The 17377-nt window shown below is 64.0% G+C and carries 20 protein-coding genes and 2 tRNA genes; 11 read left to right on the forward strand and 11 right to left on the reverse strand.

Going from position 1 to position 17377, the window contains the following annotated elements:
- The first annotated feature begins 159 nt into the window (after positions 1-159).
- The 4 genes from RAM80_RS12830 (at position 160) to RAM80_RS12845 (ending at position 3090) form a co-directional block, all read left to right on the forward strand.
- Positions 160-236, forward strand: a tRNA-Met gene (locus RAM80_RS12830).
- Between the two features lie 228 nt (positions 237-464).
- A complete protein-coding gene (locus RAM80_RS12835; RefSeq protein ID WP_416426910.1) occupies positions 465-707 on the forward strand; it encodes a DUF433 domain-containing protein in 243 nt (80 codons plus the stop codon).
- Positions 704-1111, forward strand: a complete 408-nt coding sequence (locus tag RAM80_RS12840) for a hypothetical protein (protein WP_416426911.1) — start codon at positions 704-706, stop codon at positions 1109-1111. Before RAM80_RS12835 ends, RAM80_RS12840 begins: the two co-directional genes overlap by 4 nt.
- Before the next feature lie 287 nt (positions 1112-1398).
- Positions 1399-3090, forward strand: a complete 1692-nt coding sequence (locus RAM80_RS12845) for an acid phosphatase (RefSeq protein WP_416426912.1) — start codon at positions 1399-1401, stop codon at positions 3088-3090.
- 103 nt (positions 3091-3193) lie between these two features.
- Here the strand turns inward: RAM80_RS12845 and RAM80_RS12850 are convergent, their stop codons facing one another.
- The gene (locus RAM80_RS12850; protein ID WP_416426913.1) at positions 3194-3880 is read right to left on the reverse strand and encodes a TerC family protein; all 687 of its coding nucleotides are present in this window, start codon (positions 3878-3880) and stop codon (positions 3194-3196) included.
- A 93-nt stretch (positions 3881-3973) separates the two neighbouring features.
- Here RAM80_RS12850 and RAM80_RS12855 point away from each other — a divergent pair, with 93 nt between their 5' ends.
- Complete coding sequence (locus RAM80_RS12855) at positions 3974-4915, forward strand: 2-hydroxyacid dehydrogenase (protein ID WP_416426914.1); 942 nt, start codon at positions 3974-3976, stop codon at positions 4913-4915.
- Between the two features lie 3 nt (positions 4916-4918).
- Here the strand turns inward: RAM80_RS12855 and RAM80_RS12860 are convergent, their stop codons facing one another.
- Positions 4919-5317 (reverse strand): tautomerase family protein, encoded by a 399-nt coding sequence (locus RAM80_RS12860; RefSeq protein WP_416426915.1) that lies wholly within the window; start codon positions 5315-5317, stop codon positions 4919-4921.
- A gap of 105 nt (positions 5318-5422) precedes the next feature.
- Here RAM80_RS12860 and RAM80_RS12865 point away from each other — a divergent pair, with 105 nt between their 5' ends.
- Positions 5423-6280, forward strand: a complete 858-nt coding sequence (locus tag RAM80_RS12865; RefSeq protein WP_416426916.1) for a LysR family transcriptional regulator — start codon at positions 5423-5425, stop codon at positions 6278-6280.
- Here the strand turns inward: RAM80_RS12865 and RAM80_RS12870 are convergent.
- Entirely contained in the window at positions 6272-6859 is a 588-nt protein-coding gene (locus RAM80_RS12870) for a D-Ala-D-Ala carboxypeptidase family metallohydrolase (RefSeq protein WP_416426917.1), read from the reverse strand. The two genes, RAM80_RS12865 and RAM80_RS12870, sit on opposite strands and share 9 nt — an antisense overlap.
- A 119-nt stretch (positions 6860-6978) precedes the next feature.
- On the opposite strand from RAM80_RS12870, the gene RAM80_RS12875 reads away from it, so the two are divergent.
- Complete coding sequence (locus RAM80_RS12875; protein WP_416426918.1) at positions 6979-8139, forward strand: hypothetical protein; 1161 nt, start codon at positions 6979-6981, stop codon at positions 8137-8139.
- Between the two features lie 99 nt (positions 8140-8238).
- Here RAM80_RS12875 and can read toward each other — a convergent pair whose 3' ends face one another.
- Positions 8239-8874, reverse strand: a complete 636-nt coding sequence (gene can / locus RAM80_RS12880; RefSeq protein WP_416426919.1) for a carbonate dehydratase — start codon at positions 8872-8874, stop codon at positions 8239-8241.
- Positions 8875-9022: 148 nt separating this feature from the next.
- Here can and RAM80_RS12885 point away from each other — a divergent pair, with 148 nt between their 5' ends.
- Entirely contained in the window at positions 9023-9436 is a 414-nt protein-coding gene (locus tag RAM80_RS12885; protein WP_416426920.1) for a serine kinase/phosphatase, read from the forward strand.
- A 41-nt stretch (positions 9437-9477) separates the two neighbouring features.
- Here RAM80_RS12885 and ampE read toward each other — a convergent pair whose 3' ends face one another.
- From ampE to RAM80_RS12900, 3 genes are read right to left on the reverse strand one after another with little or no spacing between them, the layout of a single operon-like run.
- Positions 9478-10314, reverse strand: coding sequence for a regulatory signaling modulator protein AmpE (gene ampE, locus RAM80_RS12890; RefSeq protein ID WP_416426921.1), 837 nt, complete (start codon positions 10312-10314; stop codon positions 9478-9480).
- The gene (gene ampD, locus RAM80_RS12895; RefSeq protein WP_416426922.1) at positions 10311-10874 is read right to left on the reverse strand and encodes a 1,6-anhydro-N-acetylmuramyl-L-alanine amidase AmpD; all 564 of its coding nucleotides are present in this window, start codon (positions 10872-10874) and stop codon (positions 10311-10313) included. Before ampD ends, ampE begins: the two co-directional genes overlap by 4 nt.
- Before the next feature lie 31 nt (positions 10875-10905).
- Entirely contained in the window at positions 10906-13131 is a 2226-nt protein-coding gene (locus RAM80_RS12900) for a DUF1631 domain-containing protein (RefSeq protein ID WP_416426923.1), read from the reverse strand.
- 371 nt (positions 13132-13502) lie between these two features.
- On the opposite strand from RAM80_RS12900, the gene nadC reads away from it, so the two are divergent.
- Positions 13503-14351 carry a carboxylating nicotinate-nucleotide diphosphorylase gene (gene nadC / locus RAM80_RS12905; protein WP_416426924.1) on the forward strand — a complete coding sequence of 283 codons (849 nt, stop codon included), beginning with the start codon at positions 13503-13505 and terminating at the stop codon, positions 14349-14351.
- A 43-nt stretch (positions 14352-14394) separates the two neighbouring features.
- Positions 14395-14658 (forward strand): hypothetical protein, encoded by a 264-nt coding sequence (locus tag RAM80_RS12910; RefSeq protein ID WP_416426925.1) that lies wholly within the window; start codon positions 14395-14397, stop codon positions 14656-14658.
- A gap of 94 nt (positions 14659-14752) precedes the next feature.
- Here the strand turns inward: RAM80_RS12910 and RAM80_RS12915 are convergent, their stop codons facing one another.
- A complete protein-coding gene (locus tag RAM80_RS12915; protein ID WP_416426926.1) occupies positions 14753-15529 on the reverse strand; it encodes an EAL domain-containing protein in 777 nt (258 codons plus the stop codon).
- A 289-nt stretch (positions 15530-15818) separates the two neighbouring features.
- Here RAM80_RS12915 and RAM80_RS12920 point away from each other — a divergent pair, with 289 nt between their 5' ends.
- Positions 15819-16208, forward strand: a complete 390-nt coding sequence (locus RAM80_RS12920) for a hypothetical protein (RefSeq protein WP_416426927.1) — start codon at positions 15819-15821, stop codon at positions 16206-16208.
- A gap of 31 nt (positions 16209-16239) precedes the next feature.
- Here the strand turns inward: RAM80_RS12920 and RAM80_RS12925 are convergent.
- From RAM80_RS12925 to RAM80_RS12935, 3 genes are all read right to left on the reverse strand, one after another.
- Positions 16240-16315, reverse strand: a tRNA-Thr gene (locus RAM80_RS12925).
- A gap of 72 nt (positions 16316-16387) precedes the next feature.
- On the reverse strand, positions 16388-16813 hold the full coding sequence (locus RAM80_RS12930) for a pilin (protein ID WP_416426928.1): 426 nt from the start codon (positions 16811-16813) through the stop codon (positions 16388-16390).
- Positions 16814-16870: 57 nt separating this feature from the next.
- Positions 16871-17290: a pilin gene (locus tag RAM80_RS12935; RefSeq protein WP_416426929.1), complete on the reverse strand. Its 420-nt coding sequence runs from the start codon at positions 17288-17290 to the stop codon at positions 16871-16873.
- Between the last annotated feature and the right edge of the window lie 87 nt (positions 17291-17377).

Genomic DNA, 17377 nt, shown 5'->3' on the forward strand with positions numbered 1-17377 from the left:
CGGGGCGGGATTGCTAACAATGAAACAATTTATGTCCGGATGGCCCGGGTTTTCCGGCCCGTTCGTCCGTGTGGACCCTAACCTTTTGATCACACGTAAAAAAATTTCAAAAAGATGATTGACACATGTTCGTTCTGAGGGAATAATGCGCGCCATCTTGGCTACATAGCTCAGTTGGTTAGAGCATAGCATTCATAATGCTGGGGTCCGGGGTTCAAGTCCCTGTGTAGCCACCAAGTACGAAAAAGAGCTTACCGAAAGGTAGGCTCTTTTTTTTTGGCTTGGGAAAAGTCCTACGCAATTTTGGGGTTACGCTGATATAGGGTCTTTGCTGACAGACGTATGCTGGCGGTTGTCATATTTCAGTAGGAGCTAGTGCCGCGGGCGTATGCCGTTGGCACCTTAAACCCATGGATAACCTTGCCACCTCCGATTCACGTTGCCCACATACCTGGGAGGGCTTCATGAATAACGCTCACCCAACACCCCAATGCCGTTATCCGTTTCGCCGGAGCAGGGTGATAGTCATCGACCCTGATCGGAATTTCGGCGGTGCCATATTGTCAGCTAGCGGCATCGATACGGCCCTGCTGTATCAAGCCTATCTGGCGGAAGGTGAAGATCGCGAGCGCGTTGCCGCGCTGTACGAGATTCCAGCGAGCGATGTCGCAGCCGCAGTCGCCTTTGAAACCGGGAGCGCGGCTTGAAGTTTCTGCTCGACCACAACCTGCCTCCGGCGTTGGCCAGAGCGCTGAATGAATTATCCAAAGCAGATGGCCACAACGTTTACCCCTTGAGGGACCGCTTTGCGCCCGAGACCAGTGACCAATGCTGGATCCGCGTACTGAAGGCTGAAGGTGACTGGATTGTCATTTCACAGGACAGGTTTATCAAGGGAGACACCGAGCGCCAGGCATTCAGGACGTCTGGCATTCCTGTATTCTGCCTGGCTAGGCAATGGGCCGCGGAAACCTACTGGAGCAAAGCCCACAACCTCATCCGCTGGTGGCCTGCGATTGTCCAGCAGTCATCGCTGATCAAAGGTGGCGCTGGGTTCAACATCAGCTGGCGCTACTCGCCTCCCGGCAAGTTTGAGCAGCTGAAAATTTAACCAACCTCGGCCTGCACCTACTCGTAGCAGCGGCCGCCAGGGCGCGTCCCAACCCACCTTGGCATTGCCCGTGACGCGGCCTAACGGCCGCTGCTACAGACTGGTGACACACCTTGTCTGACTGCGGCACTTCTGGATCTTTGGGAAAGACCCTATTCTGCGGTTGGCCGCTTCGGATTGTTTCCCCCGAGGGAACCCGCTGAAACAAACCCGCCCCACAACCGTCACAAACCACTGCTACCCTCCCGGCCAGTAATTTTTTGTTACGCCTGACCAGGGATGCCGTGATGAGTGACAAGACTGACGATACCCAAGCCCCCTCCTCCCCCTTGCTGCCCGACACCAGCCGCCGCCGTTTCCTGGGTGGCGTGGCGGTGCTGGGCGTGGGCGCGGCGACGCTGAGCGCCTGTGGCAGCACCAACGACCAGCCGGGCAAGGCCGACGAGCATCCGCTGTCGCCCACCGAGCTGGACAAGGCGCTGGCCGACAACGTCAAGACGGTGGTGGTGATCTACGCCGAGAACCGCAGCTTCAACAACTTGTTCGCCAACTTCCCTGGCCTGGAACAACCGCTGGCGGCGCTCAAGCCCGAGGAGCACCAGCAGCGCGACCGTGACGGCAGCCTGCTCAAGACCCTGCCACCGGCCTGGGGCGGCACCCTGCAGCTTGGCCCGCAAACCGTGGATGGCGTGACCTACGCCCCGGGCCTGCAGTACCAGGAAAACCTGCCCAACGCGCCGTTCGCGCTGAAAGGCCCGAACCAGGAAGACCTGCCGCTGAGTGTGGTGACCCGCGACCTGTGGCACGTGTTCTACCAGAACCAGATGCAGATCAACGGCGGCAAGAATGACCAGTTCGTGGCCTGGGCCGACTCCGGTGGCCTGACCATGGGCTACTACGCGCAGACCCAGTATTCCCTGCGCCTGTGGGACGTGGCGCGCGAGTTCGTGCTGTGCGACAACTTCTTCCAGGGCGCCTTCGGCGGCTCGTTCCTCAACCACCAGTACCTGATCAGCGCCACCGCGCCGTTCTACCCCAACGCCACCAGCTCGGTGGCCAAGGAACAGATCGCCACGCTGCAGAGCGATGACCCGCTGGACACGCGCCTCAAGCCCCTGGACAAGTCCCCGGCCAGCGCCATGACCGGCGCCCCGGCGTTCGGCCCCAGCGCGCTGACCCCGGACGGCTTCGCCGTGAACACCATGGCGCCGCCCTACTGGCCGACCTGGATCCGCGACCCGGAACGCCCAGACTATTCCAAGCCGGACCTGCCCAGCGTGCTGGTGCCCCAGAGCCACGAACACATCGGCGACAAGCTGAGCAAGAAGAACGTCGACTGGGCCTGGTACGCGGGCGCCTGGCAGGCCACCCTGGACCAGTACAAGGACTCGGGCGGCATCCCCAAGATCCCCAACTTCCAGTACCACCACCAGCCGTTCAACTACTTCAAGCAGCAAGGCCCGGAGAACCCGGCCGAGCGCCAGAAGCGCCTGCGCGACGGTGGCCTGGGCGACGAGCCCGGCAGCAACAAGTTCCTCGCCGACGCGGCCGCCGGCAAGCTGCCCGCCGTGACCTTCTACAAGCCCCAGGGCAACCTCAACATGCACGCCGGCTACGCTGACGTGGCCGCCGGCGACCGGCATATCGCCACCGCCCTGAAGGTGCTGCGCAACAGCCCGCAATGGAAAAACATGGTGGTGGTGGTCACTGTCGATGAGAACGGCGGCTGGTGGGACCACGTGGCGCCACCCAAGGGCGACCGCTGGGGCCCGGGCACGCGCATTCCGGCGCTGGTGGTGTCGCCGTTCGCACGCAAGGGCACGGTGGACCACACGGTGTATGACACCGCGTCGATCCTGCGGCTGATCACCCGGGTATTCAAGCTGGAGACGCTGGACGGCCTCAAGCAGCGCGACGACGCCATGGTGGCACGCGGGCAGAAGCCCATGGGCGACCTGACCAATGCCCTGAAATTCTGAGACCGTAGCAGTGGCCGCCAGGCCGCGTCATGGCGGCCACGGTGCGTCAGGCTAACCGCACATGCCGTCTGACGCAGCCTAGCGGCAGCTGCTACGCGGCTGCTCACAGGCGCCGCGCCACCAACCGCCGGTTCCACGCCTGCCCTACCACCAGCACCAACCCTGCACCCACCACGCTGGCGGCATAATGCTGCACCGCCACGCTACCCGGCAGGTACCCCGCCAGCGCCGGATCCGCCACCGCCATGCCGCCGGCAATCCAGCCAATCAACGCCCCGCCCAGCTGAATCACCACCGGGAAACGCTCCATGGCCGCCAGCACCAGGCGGCTGCCCAGCACGATCACCGGGATGCTGATCAACACCCCGAAGCTGACCAGGTAGATATTCCCAGCGCCCGCGGCGGCCACCGCCAGCACGTTGTCCAGCGACATAACCGCGTCGGCGATGATGATGGTCTTGATGGCATTGAACAGGTGCACATCGCCACGAATGTCGGCGTGCCCGTCCTCCTCGCGAATCAACAATTTCACCCCGATCCACAGCAACAGCAGCGCCCCCGCCAGCTTCAGGTAAGGCAGCGACAACAGTTGCATGGCAAAGAACAACAACACCACGCGCAGCAGGATTGCGCCCGCCACACCGCCCAGGATGGCCTTGCGCCGTTGTTCGCGCGGCAGGTTGCGGCAGGCCAGGGCGATGACCACGGCGTTGTCGCCACCCAGCAGCAAATCGATGGCGACAATCTGCAACAGCGCGGTCCAGACAGCGGGGTCGGTCAACCAGGACATGAAATAAACTCGCAGGGCCTTGAATAGTCATTGACCATTGTCGCCAGGAATCGGTCAATGGGCGCCTGACTTACTTTATTCCGGAGGGAACCCATGAGCGCAACGGTCCTGGTGCTGGTGGAAGCCGTCAACGACTACCTGCATATCCTCGAAGACAGCGGCTTCACGCTGATTCTGGCGCCCACCCGCGAGCTGCGCGCCGCCGCCATCCGCGACCACGGCCAGCGCATCACCGCCGTGCTCACCCGTGGCCCGCTGGGGTTCTTCGCCGATGAAATGGCGGCGCTGCCGCACCTGAAAATCATCTGCGTGATCGGCGCCGGCTACGAGCACGTGGACCTGGCCGCCGCCCGTGCCGCCGGCATCACCGTGACCAACGGCGCCGGCGCCAACGCCTCGTCGGTGGCCGACCACGCCATGGCCCTGCTGCTGGCGCTGGTGCGCGATATTCCAGGGGCCGATGCCTCGGTGCGCCGCGGTGAATGGCGCAAGCTCAGCCGCCCCACCCTGGAAGGCGGCCGCCTGGGCATCCTGGGCCTGGGCGCGGTGGGCCTGGCGATTGCCAAGCGCGCCGCGCGCGGTTTCGACATGACCGTCACTTACCACAACCGCCGCCCACGCACCGACGTCGACTACCACTACTGCGCCAGCCCGGTGGAACTGGCGGCCTCCTGCGATTACCTGGTGATCGCCACCCCGGGCGGCCCGAGCAGCCAGCACGCCATCGACAAAACCGCGCTACTGGCCCTGGGGCCGCACGGTTTCGTGGTGAATATTGCCCGCGCCAGCGTGATCGCCACCGCCGACCTGATCGAGGCCCTGCAGCAACGCACCATCGCCGGCGCGGCGCTGGACGTGTTCGACGACGAGCCCGCCGTCCCTGACGCGCTCAAGGCCCTGGACAACGTGGTGCTCACGCCACACGTCGCCGGCCTGTCGCCCCAGGCCTCCGAGGCCACGGTAAGCCTGGTGAACCAGAACCTGCTGGCCTTCTTCGCCGGCCAGCCGGTGCTGACGCCCATTCCCTGCCCGTGAGGCTCAGGCCTGGGGGTGCTGGTAGCGGTACTCCTGGGTAATGCCGGCGTAGCTGTAGGCCGAGGCGCGGCAATCGATCAGGTGCACGTTGGAGTGCGAGTGCAGGTTGCCGATGCGCTCGGCCAGCAACGCGTAGGCCTCGCGCTGGAACCGCGCCTTCTGGTCCTTGGTGGTGGTTTCGTCAGTAATGGTCACCTGCAGGCGGAAGGCGTCCTTGCCCAATTCGGCCAGGCTGCGGTTGTGGATAAACCACTGGGCGCGGGGCAGGAAATCCACGGTCACTGTGGTGCTCTGCTGCTGTTTGTCGAGGATGGCGCAGGTGAGCTCGGTCAGTTCCCGCGCCAGCACAGGCACCAGGGCGTCCTTGGGTTCACCGGAAATCAGTAAGGTCAGGCCAGGCATGATATTGCTCCTTGTGAGTGGATTGCGCCCTGATCATCGCCCTTGCCCCATCATCGGAAAAGCGGGATATTCAGAGCACATCCATCGGCAAAAGGCGTGATGACCGTGAGCCGCTTCGACCTCGATTTGCTCAACACACTGACGGTGGTCGCCGAGGCCGGCACCCTGGCAGCGGCGGCCGAACGCCTGCATCGCTCGCAGTCCGCGGTCAGCGAGCAGCTGCAGAAACTGGAAAGCTTCTGCGGCCAGCAACTGTTCACCCGCAGCAAGCGCGGCACCCGCCTCACGCCTGCGGGCGAGCGCCTGCTGGGCCACGCGCGGCAGTTGCTGGACCTCAACGACCAGGTGCTGCACGACATGCGCGGCACCGGCCTGAGCGGCGACCTGCGCCTGTTGATAACCGACTACTTCCGCCCCAACGCCATCGCCCCGCTGCTCAAGCGCCTGGCCGAACGCTACCCCGGCCTGCGCCTGCACGTGACCGTGCGCAAGAGCGCGCTGATCGAGGCCGAACCGGCAGATTTCGACATTGGCCTGTACATGCAGATCCTCCACGACCACGCCCAGCCGCTGCTGGCGGGCGTGGAACCGGTGCGCGACGAACGCCTGCACTGGGTGATCGCCGAACACCTGGCCGCCGAACGCCCCGCGACCCTGCCACTGGTGGTGCTGCCCGCCACCTGCTCGCTGCAGGGCCTGGCACTGAACATTCTCGAACGGGCCCGGCGGCCCTACCTGGTGGCCCATTCAGCCTCGGGCGTGGCCGGCCTGCAATCAGCCTTGAGTGCCGGGCTGGGGGTGGCCTGCCTGAATGAATCGTCGATACCGCCGGGCACGGTGCCAGTGCCGGCCAGCTGGCAATTGCCGGCGCTGCCAGCCGTGCAATTCCGCGCCAAGGTCAACGCGCACAGCGGCGCCTTCGCCCGGGACGTGCTGGGCGTGCTCAAGGCGCATTTAACCTGACGCTGGCTGCAGGCAATAGGACGTGCGCGCGCTGTAGTCATCACCCCAGGTGCGGTAGCCGGTGGTGTCCAGGTGCACGCGCCCGGATGGGTAACGGCTGAGGCCCAGCTGCCATTCGCCGCCGTGCTGCTTCCAGAAATCGCACAGGCGCTGCGGGTCGGCGCTGCCTTCGGGAAACGCCAGGTCCACGGCAAACGCCTGCACATGGGCGCTATGGGCGGCGCCGCCGGCGCAGGCGTTCAGGCGCTTGCCGCGGTACGCCGAGACCACCTCGAAACGGCCCAGCACACCTTCGCGCTTGAGCGTGGCCAGCAGCTGCAAGGTCGACTCCACCGCCGGCCAATGGCTGGCCGGCGGCACCGCGAACGGCTGCGCCTGGCACTGCTGCCAGTCACTGGCCGTGCGCAGCAGCTGGTACAGCGGCACCACGGTGTCGACCTTGCGCTGCACCAGGAAGCGCTCGAAAGCCGCGGTATCGTGATGGCGAAACCAGGCCACGAACAGGGCTTCGTCGCGGGGGTCGTCAGCGTGGGCCACGCCTGCCAGCAGGGCCAGGGTCACCATCAGCACGGTTTTCATGGGGTTGAAGTGTAGCCATCGGCAGCGGCTACAAGACCACACACTTTTTTTCTCGGAAAGCATTCCCCGGTAACGCACACTCGCGCACTATTCGGCCTCTCACTGACAAGGAGTTATGCATGCCAAAGGTTTCCGCGCTCGCCACCGCACTTGCCGCCCTGACCCTGGCCGGGGCCGCCCAGGCAGACATCCAGATCGACCTGGGCAGCACCCAGCGTGTGACCCAATTGTTTGCCTACCCCAATAACTGCAATGTCATCTGCTACAAGAACTGGACGCTGGAGCAGACCGTCGAACACTACCTGGACCAGAGCCTGAAACGCGACGGCTACAGCCAGGCCACCGTGCGGGTGACCACCGACAACCAGCAGGTGTTCGCCACCCTCAAGGGCGTGCCCGACAACTACGACCAGCCGCTGGTGCAGCTGCTCAACGCCGGCGACCTGGCCTACAAGGGTGCCAGCCAGCTCAACGCCGACAATAAGTGGGCCTACAACTGGTACCTGTTCCTGCCCCTGGGCATGGCCCTGGAAAACCGCCGCAGCGTCGAGCTGCTGCACTTCCCGCCAGACTATTCGCTGACCCAGGCCCAGGACTACCTGCGCTCCAACACCACTGACCGCTGGGCCCAACTGCTCACCGACAACGGCGTGGCCGCCGAGCAGACCCCGGGCTACCAGACCATCATCGACATCGCCCCCATCGCCGCGCCCGCCACCGCCGGCAAGGACCTGGAAGGCGTGTACGGCTACTTCCAGGATTACCAGACCACCATGGTCAAGCAGGTCAGCCAGAACCTGGCCGGGCAGACCCTGCCCATGGTCGCGTTCGGCGCGCCGGTACGGGCCTGGATCAAGGCGCAATACGGCCAGAGCCTGAACGTGCTGGGCCTGGCCAGCATCAGCCCCAACCCTGGCCAGAACGTGCCGGTGCTGGGCGCCAACCACCCCAGCTACATCTGGAACGCGGCAGACCCGGCCAACTACGACAACAACGTGCAGGAAGCCGATGCCGTGGGCCTGAAGGTGATGGGCCAGGACCTCAGCGCCGCCTGCTGGCAGGCAGGCATGGGCGGCAACCCGAAGGCCGACGCCCAGGCGACCCTCAGCGCCTGCATGCAGAAATGGCAAGTGACGGACAAGGAGCAGACCTGCGAACTGTTCTACACCTCGGTGCGCCATGACACGGCCGAGCAGGCCAAGGCGAAATGCGCCACGGCGCCGGTGAGCAAGGTGCTGAAGACCCTGAAGGCACCGCTGGTGGTGCCCGAAAGCATCTAACTCGTAGCAGCTGCCGAAGGCTGCGTCCGGGCCCGACGCGATAGGCGTGGGGCCTTTGACGCGGCCTGGCGGCCGCTGCTACGGGAGTTGATCTGGCTCTTACAGCGGGCGCAAACGGTACTGCGGCGGCAGTTGCTCGAAGCCGCTGATGTTGGCGCCCAGGCTTTTCCACAGGCCATCCTTGATGCCGTAGATGCAACCGTGCACCGACAGCGGCTGGCCGCGGTGCCAGGCGTTCTGGACGATGCTGGTGTGCGCCACGTTGGCCACCTGCTGAATCACGTTCAGCTCGCACATACGGTCCACCCGCTCTTCCTCGGTGGGCAGCTCGGCCAGGGCCAGGCGGTTTTCGTAGTACAGGTCGCGAATCGAGCGCAGCCAGCCGTCGATCAGGCCGAACTGGCGGTCCTGCATCGACGCCCGCACGCCACCACAGCCGTAGTGGCCGGTAACCAGGATGTGCTTGACCTTGAGCACGTCAACCGCGTACTGGATCACCGACAGGCAGTTGAGGTCGGTGTGCAGTACCACGTTGGCGACGTTGCGGTGCACGAACAGGTCGCCCGGCAGCATGCCGACGATCTCGTTGGCGGGCACACGGGCGTCCGAGCAGCCAATCCAGAGAAACTCCGGAGTCTGCTGGCGCGCCAGCTTGGCAAAGAAGTCGGGATCCTTCTGCTTGATGCCTTCGGCCCAGCGGGCGTTGTTATCAATCAGTTCCTGTAGATCGTTCATGTTCTAGCCTCGAAATTGGTGCGCAACCTATGACTGGCGCCGGGCGCGCCGGGTCACGCGCAAGCCGCGATGGCCGGCTCGATACAGGGGGAATCTTCATGAAGGCCACGGGTCCACCCTATTAAGGCCCCAAACATGAGGAATTGCCATGACCGAGTCACACCGCCCGATGCACGCGCCACAACCGGCGCCCATCGACGACAACGAAGACCGCATGGGCTCCATGGAAGAGCTGCACCTGGACCAGGATGAGCCATCGGCAAAGATCGGCGACGAGATGACCAACCCGGAGCTGGAACAGCAACTGCCACCACGCCGCGCCCGCGAAGCCGGCATGACCGGGGCCTCGATGGACGACCATGAGCCCACTGACGACGACATGAGCCCCGAGACCTTGATAGAGGAAGACGGCGCCCGCGACGCCGACGAACCCGGCCGTGGCCGCGCGGCAGACTCATCGCTGAGCGTGGTGGACGAGGACGACATCGGCGGTGGCGATGGCCTCGACGAAGCGGAGTGGGCGCAACTGGACCCGCTGGACGGCAAGCCGGAAAACCGCTGACGGCATGCGGCGCTGCCACTACGGGCAGCGCCGCGCCTACCTCAGAACAGCACCGTCCACAGGGCGATCACCGCGTACCACAGCACCGCCGAGCGCAGCAGCAGGTCCCACAGGTTGTCCAGGCTGGCGACCCCCGCTTCGCCTGCGGCCGAATCCGGCAGCTCGCCGGCGACACGGCCGACATCGGCAATCAGCTTTTTCGCGCCGATGTGCCAGTGCAGCACTTCATGCAGCATCACCTTGCCCACCGCGACGAAGTTGCCCACCAGGGCGAAGCTGGCGGCCAGCACCCGCACCGGCAGCCAGTCGAAGGCATGGCGAATGCTGCCTGCGCGCGCAACGACGCCCGGATGTTTCGAATGGGCCACCGCCAGCGCCAGCAGGCGGTACACCAACGCCGCCACCGGGCCCAGCAGCACGTACCAGAAAATCACCGCGAAGAAGCTCTGGTAGGCCTGCCACAGGAACAGGTTCTGCACCTTGGTCAACAGGCTCGCCTCGTCGTCCCCGGTAACCCCCAGGTCACGCTCGGCCACGTGCACCGCGGCCTGCTCATCACCCCGGCGCCAGGCGTCACGGAACGGCCCCAGCGAAGCCTTCACGTCACCGCGCCCCAGGCTGTAGATCACCACCCACAGATGGATCGGGAACGCGATCAGACCGTAAGCCACAGGCTTGAGCGCCAGCAGCACGACGCCCAGCACGATGGCCGGCAACAGCACCCACAGGGCCAGGATCAGCGCCGGCTCCTTGGCCAGTTTCGGTTTCGCCTCCAGCCGCGCCAGCTCCTTGAGCCAGGCGCCATCACGTTGCAGGCGGTGACGCAGGGCCGAGAATTTCTCGACCCACAGCACCAGCACCAAGACCAGAAAACTCATTGTTCGCCCTCGTTGGCCGCCAGGCTGGCGCGGTAGCGCGCCCAGTCGAAATGCGGCCCTGGATCAGTCTTGCGCACCGGGGCAATGTCGCTGTGCCCGCAGATGCGCGTCGGGGTAATGCCCGGGTAATGCGTCAACAGCTGCCGGGTCAGCTGCGCCAGCGCCTGGTACTGGGCATCGGTGAAGGGTTCGAAGTCAGTACCTTCCAGCTCAATGCCCAAGGAGAAATCGTTGCAGGCCTCGCGCCCCTCGAAACAGGACACGCCGGCATGCCACGCACGCTGCAAGCAGGAGACGAATTGCGTCACCTCACCGTCACGCTCGATCAGGAAGTGCGCGGACACCCGCAGCTCGGCGATGGTCTCGAAGAAAGGATGGGCCGTGGTGTCCAGCTGGTTCTGGAAGAACTGCTGCACGCGGCCGGTCTTGAACTGCCCCGGCGGCAGGCTGATGTTGTGGATCACCAGCAGGGAAATCTCGCCATCCGGGCGCTCGTTGAAGTTCGGCGAAGGGCAGTGCTGGGCGCCCTGGCACCAGCCAGTGGCAGGATCGATGTGCATCCGTGGCTCCAGGAAGAGGGTTGCTGGCAGTCTACTTGCTTTTCAGCTGCCGCAGGTTGCTGACCACCGAATCCAGGGCGCGGTCGAACAGCAGGGCGTCATCGAGGATGCGCACGCTGCCATTGCGGAATTCCAGGGCCAGGCCGTTGCGAGTCTTCTCCAGCACCTTCATGCCCGTGCGGTTGACGAACACGTACTTGTCGGTGGCCTCGATGATCGCGGTCAGCTTGCAGCGCAGGCGGTGGTCGTGGTCTTCCTGGATCTCCACCCAGCAGCCAGGCCGCAGCTTGGCCACCTGCAACAGGCCCGGGTCATCGGCAGGCAGGCACACTTGAGGCTCGCTGGCCTCGGCGTCGCCATGGCCGGCCAACACGATCTCCTCCACCACGGCCACCAGCGCCGGCGGCTCCTGCCCCGCCACCAACGGCGCCGGGTGCAGGGCGTCACGCTTGAGCGCCTGCACGTGCAGCAGCTCCAGCTGGCTGAAGAATTCGCTGGTGGCAAAGGGGTCGAACGCCGAGCTGGTCAGGCCATCGCGCAGCGCCTTGAGCAGGCCGGGCACCACCTCCAGCAGGCGCTGGTGGGCGTCGGGCTCGTCATGGGGTTCCACGCTCCAGATCAGCTCGTCCATGGTGTTCAGGCCGTCCTGCCATTGCGTGGAACCGTCGCCGTGCTTGAGGCACACCAGCAGCAGCACCTTGCTCCAGGCTTCCTCCAGCAGGCGCACCACGACCACCGGCAACACCTTGCCCAGCAGCCGGCGGTTAAGCTCCTGTTGCACCCGGTGGCGCGCCAGCTCGGCCTTGGCGCGGCCTTCCTCGGCGTCGCGGGTGCGCTGCTCCAGCAATTCGCTGCGGCGGCGCTCGTCGGCGGTAAAGGCCAGGAAGTCGGCGAGCAGCTCGGAGAAAATCGCCGGGTCGTCGACAAAGTCGTTGAGCAGGCGCTGCACGATCTGCTCGATGCGCAGGTACAGGCTGTCGCGTTGATAGTCGTCGCGGTTGCCCCAGCCCATGGCAGCCGAGGCAATTTCGTTGAGCAGCCGCCGCGCCGGGTGGCTGCCGCGGCTGAAGAAGCTCTTGTCGAGCACCGCCACCTTGAGCATCGGAATCTGCAGGCGGCCGATCAGCGCCTTCAGCGAGTCTGGCAGGGTGCGATCATCGAGGATGAATTCGAACAGCATGGCGATCAGGTTGATGACGTCTTCGTCCACCACCCCGATCACCCGAAACTTGCCACTCTTGACGCTGACCCGGGTCAGCAGCTGTTCCAGCTGGTAGCGCAGGTCGTAGTCGTCCTGCGCCGCCTGGGACGACGGCACGTACTGCTGCAAGTGCGACAACAGGCGCATCAGGTCGTTGGTGGTGATGGGCTGGGCTTCGTGGCTGGCCTCAAGCTTGGGTGCCACACTGCCACGCAACTGGCGCAGCAGGTCCTGCAGGGCGCCGAACACCTCCTGCACGCTTTCGTCCAGCTGCGCGGCACTTGGCGCGGCGGGGCCGGCGGCGTCATCGCGGCGCGGGTGCTCGCGAGCCGGCGGCCGGTCGGCGCTGCGGCGGGCCGGCGCGGCCTTGAGTTCGGGCAGCACGCCGGTGGCAATCAGCAGCTGGTTGGCCTCGGCGTACAGCTGGTCGCAATCGCTGAGCACGTACTTCTCGAACAGCTTGAGCACGATCAGCTTGACCTTGATCTCCACGCCCAGGTTGCGCCCCGCCTCCAGGAAATAGTCGCAGAGCATGGCCGGGCCCAGGGGGTTGCTGGCGTCTTCCAGGCGGCGCAGCACCAGGGAGTTCAGGCGCGCGGTCAGTTGCCCCAAGGCAAAGCCGTCGCGGGCCAGCACCTTGCCCACCATGGCGTCCAGCGCCACGGTGCGCTCCAGGTCGTCGTTGGCCACCAGCTCGAGCTTGTCGTAGTTGACCGGGGCAGCCACCACCGGCTCGGCGATTTCGTACTGGCCGATGGCGACGAAGGCTTCGTAGAGACGCTCGAGGAAACCGCGCTCGATGCTCTTGCGCTTGAGGCGCAGGTCGCGCATGGCCTCGAAGAACGTATTCTGCTCGACATTGTTCTGGGCCCGGTCGGCCATCTCGAACAGCGTGTCGTCGGCGTTGTCGAACAGTGCCTGCAAGCCCTGGCGCAACTGCTGGGCGGCCTTGTCGCGCACTTGCAGGAGAACAACGGGCAGGCGTGCCAAGGGCGTCTGACTGGCTTGGTCAGCAGCGGCCTTGTTCAACGGCACGACTTTCCCATCGTTGTGCATCCCGTCCTCCTGAAAGAATGAGGTCCTGTTTGCGTGTCGCTCTAGTATGCAGGTTCCCGGCACCCGCCCACAGCTCTCTGCGCAACGCTTTTTGTAAGCGCCAGCACGCAGAACGAAAACAATATGGACCGACGTCAAAGTCATGACGCCAATAACAAGGCGCTCATTATCTGCAAATCCGGGCGGCAGCGCTAGAGCGCCTGAACGGGTTATTTGCAACCCGATGCGAAGTGGACAACAAAGATGGCAAAAAGCTCCCATGCACGGCTCTATTTCGTAGCCTGGCGCCACCGGGCCGCAAGCCGCTCGCAAGGCTTCGCGCCAGGGCATCACTGCCCTATAATCCGGCCACTTTGCCTGTGGAGCCTGCTATGCCGAATCTACGCCTCGCCGACCTGACTGCCGAGATCGAAGCCAACGTGCGCCGTGCGTTGCTCGAGGACATTGGCAGCGGGGACATCACCGCCCAGCTGATCCCGGCCGAGCGCCTGGCAAAAGCCACCATCATCACCCGCCAGGACTGCGTGGTGGCCGGCACCGCCTGGGTGGACGCGGTGTTCCGCCAGCTCGACCCGCGGGTGGCCGTGCACTGGCAGGTCAGCGACGGCCAGCGCGCCAGCGCCAACCAGGCCCTGTTCCACCTCGAAGGCCCGGCGCGCTCGCTGCTCAGCGGCGAGCGCACGGCGCTGAACTTCCTGCAGATGCTGTCCGCCGTGGCCACCCAGGCCCAGGCGTTGGCCGACAAGGTCGCCGGCACCCAGGTCAAGCTGCTGGACACCCGCAAGACCCTGCCCGGCCTGCGCCTGGCGCAGAAGTACGCGGTAACCTGCGGCGGCTGCCATAACCACCGCATTGGCCTGTACGACGCCTTCCTGATCAAGGAAAACCATATTGCCGCCAGCGGTGGCATTGCCCAGGCCATCAGCGCCGCGCACCGCATCGCCCCCGGCAAGCCGGTGGAGATCGAGGTCGAAAGCCTGGACGAACTCAAGGAAGCCCTGGACGCCGGCGCCGACATCATCATGCTCGACGAGCTGAGCCACGACGACATGCGCGAGGCCGTGCGGCTGAACGCCGGCAAGGCCAAGCTGGAAGCCAGCGGCGGCATCAATGAAAGCACCCTGTTGCCCATTGCCCAGACCGGTGTGGACTACATCTCCATCGGCGCCATGACCAAGGACGTCAAGGCCATCGACCTGTCGATGCGCCTGAGTCTGTGACACCACCACCCACGAGATGAACGAAGGTATTGGAGTACTCGCAGTGACGAACACGCTCAACCCCGGGGCCGACAAGGTCTACATCATCCGCATCGACGGCACCCGCCTGGGGCCCTTCCAGACCCGGGTCGAACCCAACAAGGCGCTGATCTACGAAGTAACCCTCAACGCCGGCGCCGGCGACACCCTGGAACACCACCGGGACAACGGCCAGGTGGACAAATACCTGATCACCAACACCCACTTCCAGCCGCAGATGACCAGCGTGGCGGCGCACTACACCGTGCGTTGGCGCCAGGAAGGCTAACGCCCCCCGTAGCCGCTGCCGCAGGCTGCGCTGGCCCTGATATTCACTGGAGATTTCCAGCGAGGTTCAAGGTCTGCGCAGCCTGCGGCAGCGGCTACAGTGGCTTGAGCGGCAACGCGCCCACCTGCGGCCGCGCAAACAGATAGCCCTGCATCAACTCAATGCCCAGCGCCAGCAGCGCATCACGCTCGCCATCCGTCTCCACGCCCTCGGCCAGCAAGGTTATCCCCAGCCGCTGCGCCACCAGCACGATCCCCGCCACAATGGCCTCACGCACGCCGTCACTGTCGATATTGCGCGTCAGCGCCATGTCCAGCTTCAACACCTGGGGCTGGAACGTCGCCAACAGGTTCAACCCCGAATAGCCCGAACCGAAATCATCGATGGCGGTGGTAAACCCCTGGCGCTCGTAGGCCTTGAAGATTGACTTCAAATGCTCCGGGTCTTCCACCTTCTCGCCCTCGGTCACCTCGAACATCAGCCGCTCCAGCGGAAACGCCGAGGCCTGGGCCGCCTCCAGCGTCGCGCGGATGCAGGTTTCGGCGCGGTACACCGCGTTGGGCAGGAAGTTGATGCTCAACTTGCAATCGGGGATATCCACAAGCCCTAGCCTAGCGGCCGTCTCGATGGCCTTGACCCGGCAAGCCTGGTCGAAGCGGTAGCGATTGCCGTCATTGACCTGGCCCAGCACGCTGGCGGCCGACTCGCCATTGGGCCCGCGCACCAACGCCTCGTAGGCGTACAGCAGGCCGCTGCGCACGTTGACGATGGGCTGGAAGGCCATGGTGAAGTCAAAATCCAGCGCTTCCAGGTTGCGGCATTGGGCGCAGCTGGCGGGCTCGAAAGGCGTAGGAAAAAAGGTACGGGTCATAGGCCCCCCTGAAAACGTGGCACGTGGGTAATTTCGCAGCTGGAGCACTTGGCCATCATCGCATTTGACTAACGTCCGGCGCGCAATTTTCTTCAATCAACTCGATAGCAATGCCATTGCATTGCCGAACCGCGCGCGCCCTGGTTAGTTCCGAAAACATGCAGAACCGTTGCGCATCACCGCCACGCGCCCTATCGCCAATCAACATAGCCCCGCCCCTTCCCCTGACTACGCTGGAATATGCAAATCTCCCCTCAGTGGGCCCTCCAGCCAATACAGGTACTTCACCATGAAAGGGATCTGCTTGACCGCCCTGGTCATTCTGCTCGCCGGCTGCGCCATGCACGACGAACGCACCAACGACCCCCGCGACCCTTCGGCCAACGCCATGGACCTCAAGGGCGACGCCATCAGCAGCGCACTGGTAGGCCGCCCGCACCGCGGCATCAACCGTGACGGCCAACCCTACAGCGAGACCTTCCAGGCCGACGGCACCGCCGTGCTCAGCATGGGTGGCACCGGGCCGCAGAAAGGCAGCTGGCAAGTGACCGAAAGCACCCTGTGCGTGAACTACGCGGCGTATGGCAACAAGTGCAACAACGTGAAGGCGGATGACCAGTGGATCTGGTTGATCGATACCACGAACATGACCACGAACAATCGCATATCGCGGCATTGAGGGAGGAAGGTGCTGGTGGCGCGGGGGGAGATGGTGCCGGGGATAGGAATCGAACCTACGACCTTCGCGTTACGAGTGCGCTGCTCTACCGACTGAGCTACACCGGCGGGGGAATCACGCTGTAAAGCTAGCATCAGCTGAGTGCCGATTCAATCCTGGCCACAAGCCCCTCCAACTCACTAGCCCGCCTGCGAACAACCAATGGGCAGGTAGCTCGCTGCAACGTTTTGATTTGATGTACAGGTCCAGACTCCCGCACTTGACCGGCTCAACATGAGAACACCACCGATAACAGGATAAGGAGGGTTGACCAAGGTGCAGCTTATGACCTCACTACCACTCTGGGCCCCGGCTGCCAGGGAGAGCACACAATTTGTAGTGGAGGTTTGACTCACCCCTATATCGCTGAGCGACGGCGCGAGCATATTTGAATTGATGGCATCTTCGACGGGCCATTTCAAGGCCGTTAGTTCCTGAAGTGCTGCAGTCAACTTGGCTTTAGACAAGTAGTTGATGTAACTGGGGATAGCAATTGCAAGCAAAATGCCGATGACCGCGACGGCGGTCATCAGCTCTATCAACGTAAATCCTTTTTGGCCCCTCATCCCGATGACTCCAGTCCAAGGGACCACTGCTCAGATACATTGATTCAAACCGGGCTATCAGCTCCCGCCGCAGCTTTTTGGTACCAAGGTCAGATCCGTGATACCTGCTGTCGCGCAGGTCCACACGCCCACGTTGGAGCGAGTCCAGGTGATAGTATGCGCTTGTACGGCGTTTGGCGCGTTGGTGATGGTGCAACCAATGCTACCCGAACCATCCGCAACACTCGATGCGGTAATTGCGCTGCAGTTGGTGCTGCTGGCTTGACCACCGATGCCGGCAGCGTTTGCTACAGCAGTGTTGGAGTTGACAGCATCATCAAACCCGGCCTTGAGGCCGGAAATCTCGCCAAGTGCCGCGGTAACTTTGGCTTTCGACTGGTAACGCGTGTATTGCGGAATAGCAATAGCCGCCAGGATGCCGATGATCGCCACCACGACCATCAATTCAATCAGGGTAAAACCCTTCTGATTATTCATAAGCTCGTCTCCGTGTTTGCCCGCAGGCCATTTGACCTGAAACCTTCCCAGCAAGCCTCGTGCCAGTGCCGTGGAGTTTGCAATTGC

Origin of the sequence: Pseudomonas sp. App30 (assembly GCF_047947025.1) — a bacterium.
GTDB lineage: Bacteria > Pseudomonadota > Gammaproteobacteria > Pseudomonadales > Pseudomonadaceae > Aquipseudomonas.